We start from the raw sequence: 13,600 nt of genomic DNA, 5'->3' as shown, positions 1-13,600 counted from the left end.
CATATATGTATGGTAAGTACAAATATTATTTATATTTGCCGCTTATCATTTTCTATTTTATGATATTAATCCTGCCTTTCTTTGTACTTATTCTATTAATGCTTTCTACAGTGTCTCTTCCCCTTTTCAGGAAATTGGATGAATTGCAAGGAGGAAGGATTAGCACATTAGATGGATTACGAGGATACCTGGCGTTTGCGGTAGTAGCTAATCACCTGGATTCAAACTTTAGTGTGGTCACCAGGGATAAATGGGATACCCTTGTAATCTTTAATGGAATGTTAGGAGAAGTGGGAGTTGCCTTATTCTTTATGATTACAGGTTTTCTTTTCTGGGGGAAACTATTGAAAGCGGAAGGGAGAACTGATTGGAGGGCACTGTATGTAGGAAGAATATTTCGTATTGCACCCGTATATTATCTGGTAATATTGGGAGCAATAGTTATTATGGGCGTGCAAACCGGATTTCAATTACAGGATAAACCCGGCCATTTTTTATTTACCTTCTTTAAATGGATGTGGTTGGGGTTTGCCGGCCCGATAGATCTAAATGGATTTTATATGGTACCTCTCTTAGGGGTTGTCTGGACTTTACGTGGAGAATGGATTTTATATTTTTCATTGATATTTACTTCATTCTTTATAAGAAAGAAAATTCCTCTGCTTTTTACCGCAGCAGGATTTCTGGTTAGTCTGGTTCATTTACAGATCTATCACCCTCCTGTTGCAACATGGGCATTGTTCTTTGCTGGGATGCTTTGTGCAACATTGACCAGGAAAAAATATGTACCAGTCTTAGATAACAATCTTGGCTCCGCAATTGCACTTGCCTGTATAGTATCGGTATTTGTTTGCTTTAACTCTGCAGTTGGGCCTGTTGCTGTTTTCCTGATGTTCATATCATTTTTGCTGATCTCTAATGGAAGTGATTTGTTTGGGATGTTGTCGTTCAAAGGGGCGCATCGTTTAGGTAACATAAGTTATAGTGTTTACCTTATTCACATGCCAATATTATATATATACTCACACACACAAATTGTTAAAACTATCACGCAACAAAACGCACTAAATTATTGGTTGTTTTTAATCCCTGTCGTTTTAATAATCTTAGTTATTTCTTCTTTCTGTTATTACTTCCTTGAAAAAGGAGGAATTCGTCTTGGGAAGGAATTTATTAAAAAATACATTTCAAAAAAGGGCACACCAGACCCGGAAATAATACCGGTGCTTCAAGGCAGCGTAAAATGAGATTCTTTCTGCTAATCTCATGCAAGGCCCGACTTTTTATATTTCAGGTATGCTGTATCAAACGATGGGATGTAACCTGTGAAAAGTGGTGCTGTGAAAAAGAAAAGGTAATTAAAGATCCTGATACCTGCCTGCTATCCGATAGGCGTGACATCTATAAAAAGAAACCGGATAAATTGGTATTGAGAAAACAATCCTGTTTAAATCAGCTGACAGTATCTTTATGCCCTGCCGGTGCCTACTGCGTGTATACTTCTACGTAAAATGCGTATCTTATCTTTATAATGGTACGTTATGCGTAAAATATCCCTATCTGTATCTGTTCCGCATCCCTGCCAGCAATCCTGGGATGAGATGATGCCCGATGGCACGGGCCGTTTTTGCAGTAGCTGTAATAAAACAGTCATAGATTTCACGCAGTTATCCGATAGTCAGATCATCAGTATGCTGACCGATACATCCAAAAGCCACTGTGGCCGTTTTAAAGCTTCACAACTGGAACGTGTGCTGACACAGGATAAAAAATCTCCTGCCTTTATACCTGCCGCCATGTTGGGTGCTGTCCTGACAGCAGGCATCGCCGTGGAAGAAGCATCTGCCATGCCTCGGGAACCTTACCAATTAGAAACACGGGCGGCAGACCATGCTGCGGTAATAGCTGAAAATGAAATTGCAGATACGGCTGTTGTCATTACCGGTAAAATAACGGATATGAAGGGAACCCCGATTCCATTTGTATCGGTAAGGATTAAAAAAAGCCACGTAGGCGTTATTGCTGATGCTGAAGGCAATTACCGCCTCTCTGTTCCGAATAACCTGAGCAAAAAGCCGCTGAAACTGATTTTCTCTTTTATTGGGTACAAAACGAAGGAAGTATTGCCAGAGGGAAAAGCCCGTTTGGATATACAACTGCAGGACGATCCAAAATCACTGGATGAAGAAGAGGTTATATTAGGAGGGATTGCAGCTGTCAGGCAAGGGCCCTGGCAAAAAGCAAAATACACCTGGAACCAATTATGAAATCATGGATAAGTAGTCCTCTTTGAATAAAATCTTCGTATATGCGCCCTGTGCCGATTAAAGTATCTGTTCCTCAGCCCTGTTCCCAATCCTGGGACAGCATGTCTCCGGAGGGAACCGACCGTTTCTGCGGCAGTTGTAACAAAGTAGTGGTGGATTTCACCCGTCTTTCCGATAATCAGATTGTGGAGATCTTATCGGATACTTCCCGCAAATATTGCGGACATTTTAATACCACACAGCTGGATCGCATAATGGTGGCCGGAAAACCGGCTACTTCCTTATTACCGGCGATGGTAATCACTGCTTTACTAGTAGCCAGTGGAAGCGTAACTGTAGCATCTGCTGCAACTAACATTCCGGTGGCAGATACCGCCAATTATATTACTGGTGTAGTAGCAGATAAGTCCGGCAATCCGTTGCAGGGTGCTACCATAATGTTTAAAGGCACACGAACCGGTGTATCAGCGGATTATTTTGGAAATTATAAACTGGCCATACCTCCGGAACTGAAGGGAAAAGACCTGACCCTCGTTTTTGCATTTATTGGATTTAAGACCGTAGAGATGCCTGTGACAGCCAATTATGAAGAAGGACAGCCCGTGAAGGTGCAGTTGAAGGATCAGGATAATAGACTCACGGGAGAGCTGGTAATAGTGCATAAGCTTACCCGCTGGCAAAAAGTAAAACGCACTTGGAAACGGCTGTGGCGCCGTAAATAAAATCATTACGCTGGAAAGGATTAGTACTTAAAAAAGCATGTCCGGTGAATGAACTACCGGACACGTATATACGTTTATTTATTGTTTTTCTACTTTCTTTAATCTTTCATTCAGTGCTGTAATCTGTTCCTGTTGCTGAATAATATACAGGGTCAGTTCCTCTACTTTTTTTAACAGCTGTTTATTCATCTCTCCCAGGTCCTGGCCGTTCTTTTCTACTTCGCCGGCGGAGGGGATATCGGGCAGATGTTTATGGGTGTTGACATATTGTTTTACTGCCTGAAGGGAGGGGAGGGAGTAGTTTTCATGAAATACATAGTCAGGCCAATCGGCAGGATTGGTAGTTACTCTCACTCTATGGGCAGTAATAGTGCCGGCTACGGCTAATTTAGATTGGGGATTATAGGCACCGATACCTACATTTCCCGATAACCGGTGTAAATACAGTCCTCTCTCCGTTCCATTGTCATCAACGGCTCCAAAAGTGACAATGTTGCTTCCTGTAGAGTAACCCATAAAAGCACGCCTGTTATTATTTTCAGAGATATCTATAGTAGTATATCCACTTACAAGATCTGCAGTGAATGCCCTGTAGTTATAACCGTTGGTCTTTATATTGCCATTCACCAGCAAGGCTGTGTTGCCATCATCTGTGGCATTGTTTATGAGTAAACGGTTATTGGTTTGTATTGTAGAACCTCTCAGCCACAGCGGGGAAAATACCGAAGTACTCGGGTTCATCACATCTACATAACCTGCACCGTTATAGAAGTACAGCATCAATCCGTTGTAATTACCAATGGTATTGTATTTCCCGGATCCATTGATGAAGAGGGCGTTGTTGGTGGTGTTACCTATGTCCGTGACAGCCTGGAGATTCTGGGCTTTAACAATAAATCCAAATGCTAACAGCAGCAGGGAAAGGGACAGTGTTTTTTTCATAGCTAAAGTTGGGTTTAAAATATCGCATGAAGATGATGATAAAGATTGATTTTCCCCAACCTCAACTAGCGGACAAAGGGGCAAGCTGGAAAATAATGAATAACAATGCGTATATACTATAGGGATAGAAGGAACCGCCGGCTGTGGACATAAGGGAAGGCTTTTATGAGGCTCGGACAGTCTATTCTTTGTCTTTATGATTTATCTTGTGGGGCTAAAATCCAACGTATCTATGAAAATATTCTGTCTGAGCATTGTGATGTTTTTTTTTGCTGTAATAATAGTAAATGGCCAAACACTCCAAAATGCATTTGATAGTGGAAATACTATTTCTGCAAATAATAAGTTTTTATTTTTAAACAGATCTGCCCCAAATTCTTATTTTGGCCTGCAATGGCAAACCAATGGCGGGAATGATTTTTTTCTGGGATTAAGGGAAGTGGGAGATAGTAACTTTCACGTTTATAACTATGGCACAACAGCAGATGCGTTGACTATAAGAAGGAGTAATAGTTATATAGGTATAGGCACCATGAATCCTCAGTATAATTTACAAATCCAAAAAACATCTTTGCAACCTGCTATTATGATAGGGGGTAATTATGCTCGCAGCCCCCGATTACAACTTTTTGGATTGGACATAGATCCACAAGCATGGATGGGATTAGGTACTGATATGGATAATGGACCATATGAACACAGCATATATTTTCCTTCTGCCAATTCCGGAAGATTAACATTTGGAGATTACAACGGCACTAATTATAATGTAAGAATGTCTATTTTAAATAATGGAAATGTTGGAATAGGTACTACAAGCCCCAAGTCTAAATTGGCAGTTGCTGGCACTATTACTGCCCATAGAGTGAGAGTAACTATCAACCCTGCAGATTGGCCTGATTTTGTATTCCATGAGAATTATAGTCTGCCATCCCTGAGTGAGCTGAAGAAATATTTGAATATTAATAAACATCTGCCCGATATTCCTTCTGCAAAAGAAGCTGAAAAAAATGGACTTGATCTGGGAGATATGAACAAACGGTTATTACAAAAGGTAGAGGAATTAACACTGTATATTATCAAACAACAGGAGGATATTATCAAACAACAGAAGGAAATAGCTGAGCTGAATACCAGACTGCGAAAAGTAGAAAATCAATAAACTATAAATTGAATATGACCAACGGTCCCGGTTTGTCAGGAAATGCCAGATCTTGCCAACGTTTTACTGCTTTTGCAATAAAATCACCCCCGTCCGTAAAAGAAAAACGCCCAAACTTAGTAAAGCTAAGTTTGGGCGGATTAAGTTTTTAGTAGCCTCGTCAAAACTATCACCCGCTTTGTGGCTTTTTTTTGGGAAGTGGTAATTTATATGCCTACAATGTCCTATTTTTAAGGGTTTAGCCCTCTTTTCGTATAGCTTATTTTTTAAATAGTATAAAATAGTTTAAAAGAAAATAAAGGAAAAGTGACAACCAAAATGACAACGCCGTATATTTGCTTTTCATAAAGCAGTTAAATGGCGAACGTTAACTTCAACCTCCGAAAAAAGGATTCCAAAGACCCGCAGATCATCTACCTTATTTTCAGGCATAAAACATGGGCCGGCAAGAAACTGGTTTATCCCCTGGAGTTGAAAATCCGCCCTCAAAGCTGGAATTTTGACCAACAGTGCGTGAAAAATATTATATCGGAACCGGAAAAGGACTATATAAACAAGTACCTGTCAGATATTAAAAAACACGTGATCGGTGTTTATACCAAAGGGGTGGCTAACCGTACCCCCATTACACGGGAATTTATCAAGGAAAGTTTAGACCAGTTCACCAATAAGTCCAGCGCCGTTAACGGCTTTTTCCCCTTTATTGAGGACTTTATCAATAATGCTGATAAAAGGACTAACGCTAATACTGGTCGTCTGACCAATCCCCGGACTATCCAGAAATATAACACTACACTAACGGTATTAAAGGATTTTACCAAGATATACACCAGGAAAGTGGATTTTGATACCATTGATTTGGATTTTTACCAGGACTTCCTAAACTACCTCACCACCACCAAAAAGTATAAAGTCAATACTGTAGGGAAGTATATTTCCACCTTGAAAAGTTTCCTAAATGCAGCAGAGGCTAAAGGATTAACTACCCGTGCTGACCACAAAAGCAAGCGCTTTAAAGTGTTGATGGAAGACAGTACGGCGGTTTATTCACCTGAAGCGGAGCTACTAAAGGTTTACGATCACGATTTTTCAGACAATAAGAAGCTGGAAAGGGTGAGAGACTTGTTTATCCTGGGAGCTTTTACGGGCCTGCGCTTTAGTGACTTTACCAATATCAGGGAGGAAAATATCAAGGGTGATAATATAGAGCTGTTCCAGCAAAAAACAGGTGCTAAAGTGATTATTCCCATTCATAAAATTGTCAAAGAAATACTGAAAAAATATGATGGCAACACACCGGAAAGTATTTCTAATCAAAAGCTGAATGAGTATATAAAAGAGGTTTATAAAGCGGTTGAAATAAAGGAAAAGGTAGAGGTGATCAATACAAAGGGTGGTCTGCGTGTGATCCAATCTTTTAAAAAATGGGAGCTGGTTAGTTCTCATACCGCCCGCCGGTCATTTGCAACGAACCTTTATCTAAAGGGCATACCGGCGCAAACCATTATGAAAATTACCGGCCACAAAACGGAGGCGGCTTTCCTAAAGTACATTCGGCTCGACAATAAAGAGCATGCAGACCTGCTGCGTGAAATGTGGAGCGCTGAACCAGCATTGAAAGCCGTAAAGTGAGATTTAAAGACTATTTAAAGTCAAAAAAATGCAGATTGAACTAGCGAAAGTCAACATTGATAGATATATAGATTGGTATTTTAGGTTAACTGTAGATATAGAGCTATTACCCGTGAAAATGGATAAGATGAAACGTTACCTTTTAGCCTCTTATTCATTACATACCCGCTATATAGTTAATAAGGCAAATGTGAAATCATTAGAATTATCCAAAAGTTTTAAGGAAGAAGGAGCGAGGTTGGAAATAGAATTGGAGAAAATTAAACACTATGCAGCACCGGAGCTAAGAAGCATTTACGCCATATTTTCTTTTGATGATTGGTCAGTTATTAGATATTCGCGGCCCCATTTTTTGAATCATGATGTAGAGCTATTTCAAGAAAAACAGCAAAGGAGCATACTTGAAGTGAATGATTTGGTAAACTGGGAATTGAGAACGCTAAGTACTGAAAAGTTGCCGGCACGGTTGGAATTCTATATTGAAGGCCAGCCACTACCGCCAAGTCCAACTATCCTGACGGAGTTTATGATGGACATTTGTGTGTTTGATTATGCTCATTATCTTGATAGTTTGGCTAATAACCAGATTGAAGAGGTTGTGGAGTTGTCCACAGCTACTCCAGTTGCATCCGCTGAACAGGATAGGAAATTAACCTTAGCAGAGGCGGCTTTGCTACATGTATATTGGTCAAAAGTTGGCGGACGGCCAATTACTAAGTTGAATCAAGATGAGTTAGCAGCAACCTATCACCTTACCGCTGCAACTAGTGGTAGGCATCTTTATCTCACATTTTGCAAGTACTTTAAGGATTCGGAGCGAGTAAACATAAATACAAGCAACAAGAAATCAGCATCAGAGCATTTAAGACGCTTTGAAAGAATTATTCCCATCCTTAAAATACAAGCACCAACCGCTGCAATCCTTGCTCAAAGGGAGTTTGATGAGTTGAGTAAAAAGTATGATAAGTATTTTGGCTAAATAACTGTACCCCTGTATACCCCCGTACGCCCTATATAACCATGAATCTTTGCTAAAAAACGGAAAGATTATGGTGAATCCATTCGATGTAATTAACGATAGGCTTAACGCAATTCAGAACAAGGTTGGTGAAATAGACTATTTCCTGCAAACGCATAAGCAGCCGGTGGCCAATGAGCCGGAAACATTCATGACCCGGCAGGAAGTAGCAGACCTCTATAAAATTACCCTCCCTACCACCTATGCTTGGGAGAGGGCCGGTATATTCAAACCATATAAGATAGCCAATAAAACTCGCTTTCTACGTAGTGAAGTGTTAGCAGCGGCAAAGGATATTTCCAGAAAGGAGGTAGGCCATGCGTAAAGAAGTTGCTGCATTAAATCGTAGGCAATGGATTATCATGGCCGCTTTTGATGAATTAAACACTATTCGCGTTACCGGCTGTGGAGACAGTAAAAGCCTACGAACCTTGTTAGATGTGCTTTGTATGCATTCCGGCGGCGATGCGAGAAAGCCGGTACACGGGTTTCCATGCACAAAGGTGGCCGATCATTGCCTAACGGTGGCGGAAAACCTTTTACAGCTATGTCTTTTAAGGCAAGCCCCCGCCTATGCCCTGCAAACAATTGATGATATGCTGTGCCTTGCATTGGGCCATGTTCAAACCGCTTTAACCCGATACACAGGTAGCCATTAACCAGCAACCTTCTCACCTTAAAACACCCGCACAATGATTGACGGTATTAAAAGCCTGCACCCATATTTGCAGCCGGCAACGTGGCAACGTTCCGGGCTGCTGGGTATGGGTGTTACCGTTGACATGCAAACCGGTGAAATAATGGACGGGGTACAGATGGCCCATTACAAGGGGCTGCGGTTTGAGATACGGCCATCTGCCGGCAACGGGGAATATACGTGTTTACTTAACGGCTCACTACATAAGTACTACAATGACGGGGTACATAACGCGAACGATTTTTCATTTCCTGCCCTTGTAGACACGATCACAGGGCTTTCCGCTGATTTTGGGCTGATACCGGCCCAATCCTCTTTACACGGGCTGGAAGTGGGGGTTAATATAAAACTACCTTTTTCCCCGTTGCGGATATTTAAGCAGATAGTTTGTTACCGAAATAAACCATTTACCCAAATAGATAAGCGCAATAAGCGTTTGGGGCTTATCTGCTGCCTGCATGACTATGACGTAAAGTTATATGACAAGCAGGCCCAAAGTGGCCAGCGTTGCGGGCATGTATTGCGGTTTGAAGTGAAGGCAAAGAAAATGCGCCACCTACGGCCCTTTCATATTGCTACAATGGCAGACCTGATGGATATAAGCCGGGTTTATAGGCTGCTTGAGCTGCTTACAGATGCGTTGCAAAACATTGTCTTCTTTGATTACTCAATAGAGCAGAAGGCACTAAGCAAGCGGGAGTTAAACCAATACCTGACCCTGGGTAATTCCGTTTCCTGGCAGGGTATGAATAAGTTTCAGCTTACCAGGAACCGGCAGCGGTTAACTGATCTACTTTCAAAACATTCCCGGCAGCAGCTAAAACCCTTGATACATGGGCTTATAGTAGAAAATTGGAAAGGTTTGTTTACGGGTTACCTGGAAGCCAAAAAACTGCAACCATTTCACCAGTCTGCCGGGCAGATTGAAGCGCCTTTATCTGCAACCTTTTCACACCTTGAATATGTAAGGGAAATAGTTGCAGGGATAACAGGTAAACCCTTGCAAGAAAATAAGCAGGAAAATAGGGATAGTTGTAAAGAAATATATAGCGCAAAAAATGCACAAAAAAATTGTGCGAAAACTGCACAACGTCAGTGTAAAAGTTGTGGGCGGAGTATTGCCAGCCAGCGGCCCGGTAGTATGTTTTGCAGTGAACGTGTTTATGGCCCTACGGCTAAAGTCTGCCGGAACCAGGACAGTAACCGCCGCCGTGATCTAAAACGCATCGTTACGCACGCCATCAACTCACAATATGCCATAGTAGTAACGTATCAGATAGAGGGAAAAACATGTACAGACAACCTGCCACCCACTGACCTGGAACTAACAAAGGCATGGTTAGACCGGATCGTCAATATTGAATTAATACCAACAATAACAGGAAATAACCCGCCAGCCCGCACCGGATGCAGGGTGTAGGGAATTGTATAATCAATAAATCACAAAATATATGAATGAGTTAATTAAAATTGAACGCCGGGAAGGGCGAAACATCGTATCAGCAAGGCAGTTGCACCAGTTGCTGAATGTAAAAACCCGGTTTAATGACTGGATAATTTACCGGTTAGCGGAGTACCAATTCCGGCAGGGAATTGATTTTACTGAAATTTCAGTAAAACCCCTATCGTCCGGCAGACCGCGTACAGATTATGCTCTAACCTTGGATACCGCCAAAGAATTGTCTATGCTGGAAAAAACGGAACAGGGGCGTTTTGTACGTGGATACTTTATTGAATGTGAAAAGCAACTTTATATGAAAGCAGGAACGGAGGATAAGAACTTGCATCTAAAAGCCCGTTATGGTGATTTGGTATTACAACGGTGTGCCATCAATAGGGAACTGGCTAATATCCGTTACAGACTGCATAAGACAGCGCAAGCCCCTGTCTCACGTTATCTGCCTATTTTTCATCAGATGGCATTATTTACCGCTTAATTGCCCGGTAAGGCGTTTGAAGTAGGTGAAAACGTAGAGGGGGGTAGGTTTAAAAACCGGTTCAAAAAAACGTCAGTATCACTGTTTGTGATTGCGACAACCACAGGTACAATTTAGGTTAATTTTAGTTGTATTAAATGGAAGAGAATACAGGCCATAAGGCAAAGGATAATAAGGCGATAGAGGCAAGGGCTTACGCTTATCATTTAATGGGCTTAAATGCGCCGGAAATAGGTAAACTGTTGAATGTCTCCCCTCGCACGGTACAACGGTATATAAAAAGGGAGCGGGTTAATAACCCACTCCCTAAAAAAACAAAGCTACAGGCGGCGGAGCTATACCGGCAGGGATATAGCTATCGGCAAATTGCCGGTATCATCGGGAGAGGTAGAACAACCGTTTATAATTACTTAAAGGAACTTCAGCAGGTAAGTAAGCAATAGATTAGGGCGTACTGGTGAGGGCGTCGCTTTCTGGCTCCCCGTAGATGCTTATATAAATGTGTTGTTCAATGAGGTAAACAATCCAATAAATATCCGCCATTGCGGTGGTAAAAAAGAAGTTAGCCCCTAGTCTTAGTCCTCTGCCACCATCACAAGTGCGATCATTTGCCACCGCTAATAGTATAGGTCTTTTTTTGTCTTCCCGCCGGATTTTGGAAATGAGACGAAAGCCAGATACATCAAGCGTTTCAATGGTAATAATGATCAAATCATAATAGCTTGATGTGAATTTTTTCCACCCCTGTTTTTTGTCACATGGTGTTACCTTGTATCCTACGTACTTAAAGGTGGAAATAGCTTTGTTTACCTGCGGTGTAGGCTCCATGTTGACCCATAGAATATTAGCTTTCATGGTCTTGTTGTTGAAGGCATTGGAAGAGTAGAGCAATTGAGCAGAAGACCATGAATCGTTGCGTCTTGTGCGTTGATGATTAACATGCAATAGGCAAGTAATAAGATTAGGCCAAAAGTCAGACCTAGTGAGAATCCTAGCGCGATATTATATATGTCAAAATAGGATTTGAGTTCTTTTGCTTTTTCGGCGGTTTTAGCTTCCATATGCAGGGTTGTTATGATGATGGAACGCCGGTCATAATACATAAAAAAGGCGCGGCGCTCAACTCGTCCGCTTCAGACCGCCAGGTATGAGCACGAACAGAGAAGAGCCCGCGCACTAAGGTGCCGGGCCTCACTTCTCGTCCTGTGCTCTTGATTGGCGGTCTGAAACAGGATTTCAAAGCGATGCCTCGAATAATTTAAGGGAGGCAAAGATATGCTAATATAATGCTTTCTTATTAAAGATGCTTTAATGCAGCCATATTTTAATATGCCATACTTAAAGCGGTATTATATTAACCATCTTTTTGTAATTTTCCTGCATGGCGGTTAATAAACATAGAATTGATGATGCGAAATATTTTGAGCGTTTGGGCGCGAGAATCAAAAAGTTGAGGATTGACGCGGATTATGCATCTGCTGAATCTTTCGCCGGTGAAATAGGGATGAATCGCACGCAGTACCTGAACTATGAAAAGGGCAGGAATATGGAAATTGCCACATTGAGGAAATTAGCCGCGGCCTTTGATATGAAGGTAGAGGAACTTTTGAAAGGCTTAGAAGATAAGGAAAGTTAAAAGCCCGTTTTTAAAAGTTCCGACAATATAAAAACGTGCTTAAAATAAAAAGCCGAAAAATGCTTATCTGTACTGCATTTACGGCTTTTTGCTGGTAGCCCATCAAAGTTATTGGACTTCTGTCATTACTTGTTGCAACGGACTGGTCGTTTGCATGAGAGTTAATCGCTCTATAAATCTATGCTGCTTCTGTTTTCTTCTGCTTTTTCTTTTCTTCCTGCTTCTTTTTTTCTTCCTGCTTCGTTCTTCTGGTAACAAGTGTGTCCATGCTCATTGGTACGCCTGAGTTCTCACGCTGCTTTTTGGATAACATTTCGCCAGATTTTCTTGTACTTCTATCTCTAACAGGCAAGTTTTCAAGACTGCTTTTCTTGGGTTTCCATCCAAGTCTGGTGATGCCATCGAGAAGGAGTTCATTGATCATATTGTCAATTTTTTTCTCATAGCGTTCAACGTCTGTATAGCTATATGATGAAAGCCAGCCGTCTACCGTATTCTTAACTCTTGAGAGCAATTTTAGTACGTTGGGGGTTTCTTTAGGGGTATGACATAAGATAGTTAGCGCTTTTTGTAATTGCGTCACTGCTTTAAGGCTCGGATATAATTTTTTTCCATCAAATGCTACCGATAAGAAGGAAAAAGATTTTTCAGGGAGTGCATGAATTTTGGTTTTTGAATCATGCTTATCGCTAAGTGGATGCAGTTTTAAATTTAATGAGTTTTCCAGTATATCAATTGCTAATTGGTATGCTGCTTTAGCCTCATCGGCATCTTTGCACATCACAATAAAATCATCCGCATATCTTATGAGTTTAAACCCCCCATCGATCATGGCTTTATCAAATGGGGCCAAATAGAGGTTAGAAAGAATCGGTGAAATTGAATTTCCTTGTGGAATACCTCTATTATGAAATAAATGGTGATGTTCGGGTAGAATTAATTCGTTTAGCTCGCCGATCGGCTGACAGAGCGCACTAGTGATAAGATCATTTAGGCTCTGATCTGGGAGTAAGTTGAATAGTGAATTCAACAGTAATTGCTTATCTACGCTGGGGAAGAAATCTATAATGTCCGCCTCTAATACAGTCGTATAGCCTTCATTGTAATATTTTTCCATTTGTAGCACCGCATCCTTAACGCCCCATTTTTTCTGATATGCAAAACTATATCCACGGCTAGGCGCAAGCTGTTCTGATAAACATTCTTCCAGTAACAGAGCTATTCCTTTTAGTACCACACGGTCTTTTACCTCAGGAATTTGTAAGGGTCTGGGTTTACCATTGTTTTTGGGAATAATATATGGTCGAGTAGGTGAGAAATGAAATATTTTTCCTTTTAACTTTTTAGATAAGGAGGGTATCTTAGTTTCAAGGTTCATGGCAAATTTTTCGATGTTTTCACCGGAAATGCCGAATGACTGTTTGTTCTCCTTGTTAACTTTTGCCCATGCTTCTTTTAGCAAAAAGTCTTCTGTTGCGAGTATGTCGAGCAGCTCACAATTATTATCTAATTCGATCATAAAATTTTAAGAAAACGTTTGGGGAATATTATTGTAATGTCCCAGGATTGTTAACAATGTTACCAGCA

General features: G+C 41.1%; 16 protein-coding genes. 12 read left to right on the top strand and 4 right to left on the bottom strand.

Annotation, left to right across the window (positions count from 1 at the left end; translation table 11 throughout):
- The first annotated feature begins 59 nt into the window (after positions 1 to 59).
- The 3 genes from KD145_RS17585 to KD145_RS17575 all read left to right on the top strand — a co-directional run bounded on the left by KD145_RS17585 (position 60) and on the right by KD145_RS17575 (position 2,989).
- Entirely contained in the window at positions 60 to 1,247 is a 1,188-nt protein-coding gene (locus KD145_RS17585) for an acyltransferase (protein ID WP_212000338.1), read from the top strand.
- A 294-nt stretch (positions 1,248 to 1,541) separates the two neighbouring features.
- A complete protein-coding gene (locus KD145_RS17580) occupies positions 1,542 to 2,267 on the top strand; it encodes a carboxypeptidase-like regulatory domain-containing protein (RefSeq protein ID WP_212000337.1) in 726 nt (241 codons plus the stop codon).
- Between the two features lie 41 nt (positions 2,268 to 2,308).
- The gene (locus KD145_RS17575) at positions 2,309 to 2,989 is read left to right on the top strand and encodes a carboxypeptidase-like regulatory domain-containing protein (protein WP_212000336.1); all 681 of its coding nucleotides are present in this window, start codon (positions 2,309 to 2,311) and stop codon (positions 2,987 to 2,989) included.
- A gap of 78 nt (positions 2,990 to 3,067) precedes the next feature.
- Here the strand turns inward: KD145_RS17575 and KD145_RS17570 are convergent, their stop codons facing one another.
- Positions 3,068 to 3,931, bottom strand: coding sequence for a hypothetical protein (locus tag KD145_RS17570; RefSeq protein ID WP_212000335.1), 864 nt, complete (start codon positions 3,929 to 3,931; stop codon positions 3,068 to 3,070).
- A 232-nt stretch (positions 3,932 to 4,163) separates the two neighbouring features.
- Here KD145_RS17570 and KD145_RS17565 point away from each other — a divergent pair, with 232 nt between their 5' ends.
- The 8 genes from KD145_RS17565 (at position 4,164) to KD145_RS17530 (ending at position 10,820) form a co-directional block, all read left to right on the top strand.
- Positions 4,164 to 5,093: a hypothetical protein gene (locus KD145_RS17565; RefSeq protein ID WP_212000334.1), complete on the top strand. Its 930-nt coding sequence runs from the start codon at positions 4,164 to 4,166 to the stop codon at positions 5,091 to 5,093.
- A 357-nt stretch (positions 5,094 to 5,450) separates the two neighbouring features.
- Positions 5,451 to 6,725, top strand: a complete 1,275-nt coding sequence (locus KD145_RS17560) for a site-specific integrase (RefSeq protein ID WP_212000333.1) — start codon at positions 5,451 to 5,453, stop codon at positions 6,723 to 6,725.
- A 28-nt stretch (positions 6,726 to 6,753) separates the two neighbouring features.
- A complete protein-coding gene (locus tag KD145_RS17555) occupies positions 6,754 to 7,704 on the top strand; it encodes a hypothetical protein (RefSeq protein ID WP_212000332.1) in 951 nt (316 codons plus the stop codon).
- A gap of 70 nt (positions 7,705 to 7,774) precedes the next feature.
- Positions 7,775 to 8,068, top strand: a complete 294-nt coding sequence (locus tag KD145_RS17550; RefSeq protein ID WP_212000331.1) for a helix-turn-helix domain-containing protein — start codon at positions 7,775 to 7,777, stop codon at positions 8,066 to 8,068.
- Positions 8,061 to 8,402, top strand: a complete 342-nt coding sequence (locus KD145_RS17545) for a hypothetical protein (RefSeq protein ID WP_212000327.1) — start codon at positions 8,061 to 8,063, stop codon at positions 8,400 to 8,402. Before KD145_RS17550 ends, KD145_RS17545 begins: the two co-directional genes overlap by 8 nt.
- Positions 8,403 to 8,804: 402 nt before the next feature.
- Positions 8,805 to 9,860, top strand: coding sequence for a hypothetical protein (locus KD145_RS17540; protein WP_212000324.1), 1,056 nt, complete (start codon positions 8,805 to 8,807; stop codon positions 9,858 to 9,860).
- A gap of 31 nt (positions 9,861 to 9,891) precedes the next feature.
- Entirely contained in the window at positions 9,892 to 10,377 is a 486-nt protein-coding gene (locus tag KD145_RS17535; protein ID WP_212000323.1) for an antA/AntB antirepressor family protein, read from the top strand.
- 137 nt (positions 10,378 to 10,514) lie between these two features.
- Complete coding sequence (locus KD145_RS17530) at positions 10,515 to 10,820, top strand: helix-turn-helix domain-containing protein (protein ID WP_212000321.1); 306 nt, start codon at positions 10,515 to 10,517, stop codon at positions 10,818 to 10,820.
- A 1-nt stretch (position 10,821) separates the two neighbouring features.
- Here KD145_RS17530 and KD145_RS17525 read toward each other — a convergent pair whose 3' ends face one another.
- Positions 10,822 to 11,232, bottom strand: coding sequence for a hypothetical protein (locus tag KD145_RS17525; protein WP_212000319.1), 411 nt, complete (start codon positions 11,230 to 11,232; stop codon positions 10,822 to 10,824).
- Positions 11,229 to 11,438: a hypothetical protein gene (locus tag KD145_RS17520; RefSeq protein WP_212000316.1), complete on the bottom strand. Its 210-nt coding sequence runs from the start codon at positions 11,436 to 11,438 to the stop codon at positions 11,229 to 11,231. The genes KD145_RS17525 and KD145_RS17520 overlap by 4 nt, the downstream gene beginning before the upstream one ends.
- A gap of 320 nt (positions 11,439 to 11,758) precedes the next feature.
- Between KD145_RS17520 and KD145_RS17515 the strand changes: the two genes are divergently transcribed.
- Positions 11,759 to 12,013 (top strand): helix-turn-helix domain-containing protein, encoded by a 255-nt coding sequence (locus KD145_RS17515; protein WP_212000315.1) that lies wholly within the window; start codon positions 11,759 to 11,761, stop codon positions 12,011 to 12,013.
- 178 nt (positions 12,014 to 12,191) lie between these two features.
- Here the strand turns inward: KD145_RS17515 and KD145_RS17510 are convergent, their stop codons facing one another.
- Positions 12,192 to 13,532, bottom strand: coding sequence for a reverse transcriptase domain-containing protein (locus KD145_RS17510; protein WP_212000313.1), 1,341 nt, complete (start codon positions 13,530 to 13,532; stop codon positions 12,192 to 12,194).
- Positions 13,533 to 13,600: the final 68 nt, after the last annotated feature.

The organism is Chitinophaga sp. HK235 (genome assembly GCF_018255755.1).
GTDB lineage: Bacteria > Bacteroidota > Bacteroidia > Chitinophagales > Chitinophagaceae > Chitinophaga.
This window is presented reverse-complemented; position numbering and strand designations above follow the sequence as displayed.

What these genes read in the sequence shown, in the direction of transcription:
- KD145_RS17585 (WP_212000338.1), top strand. Translation starts at nt 60, where the DNA reads ATGATATTAATCCTGCCTTTCTTTGTACTTATTCTATTAATGCTTTCT.
- KD145_RS17580 (WP_212000337.1), top strand. Translation starts at nt 1,542, where the DNA reads ATGCGTAAAATATCCCTATCTGTATCTGTTCCGCATCCCTGCCAGCAA.
- KD145_RS17575 (WP_212000336.1), top strand. Translation starts at nt 2,309, where the DNA reads ATGCGCCCTGTGCCGATTAAAGTATCTGTTCCTCAGCCCTGTTCCCAA.
- KD145_RS17570 (WP_212000335.1), bottom strand. Translation starts at nt 3,931, where the DNA reads ATGAAAAAAACACTGTCCCTTTCCCTGCTGCTGTTAGCATTTGGATTT.
- KD145_RS17565 (WP_212000334.1), top strand. Translation starts at nt 4,164, where the DNA reads ATGAAAATATTCTGTCTGAGCATTGTGATGTTTTTTTTTGCTGTAATA.
- KD145_RS17560 (WP_212000333.1), top strand. Translation starts at nt 5,451, where the DNA reads ATGGCGAACGTTAACTTCAACCTCCGAAAAAAGGATTCCAAAGACCCG.
- KD145_RS17555 (WP_212000332.1), top strand. Translation starts at nt 6,754, where the DNA reads ATGCAGATTGAACTAGCGAAAGTCAACATTGATAGATATATAGATTGG.
- KD145_RS17550 (WP_212000331.1), top strand. Translation starts at nt 7,775, where the DNA reads ATGGTGAATCCATTCGATGTAATTAACGATAGGCTTAACGCAATTCAG.
- KD145_RS17545 (WP_212000327.1), top strand. Translation starts at nt 8,061, where the DNA reads ATGCGTAAAGAAGTTGCTGCATTAAATCGTAGGCAATGGATTATCATG.
- KD145_RS17535 (WP_212000323.1), top strand. Translation starts at nt 9,892, where the DNA reads ATGAATGAGTTAATTAAAATTGAACGCCGGGAAGGGCGAAACATCGTA.
- KD145_RS17530 (WP_212000321.1), top strand. Translation starts at nt 10,515, where the DNA reads ATGGAAGAGAATACAGGCCATAAGGCAAAGGATAATAAGGCGATAGAG.
- KD145_RS17525 (WP_212000319.1), bottom strand. Translation starts at nt 11,232, where the DNA reads ATGAAAGCTAATATTCTATGGGTCAACATGGAGCCTACACCGCAGGTA.
- KD145_RS17520 (WP_212000316.1), bottom strand. Translation starts at nt 11,438, where the DNA reads ATGGAAGCTAAAACCGCCGAAAAAGCAAAAGAACTCAAATCCTATTTT.
- KD145_RS17515 (WP_212000315.1), top strand. Translation starts at nt 11,759, where the DNA reads ATGGCGGTTAATAAACATAGAATTGATGATGCGAAATATTTTGAGCGT.
- KD145_RS17510 (WP_212000313.1), bottom strand. Translation starts at nt 13,532, where the DNA reads ATGATCGAATTAGATAATAATTGTGAGCTGCTCGACATACTCGCAACA.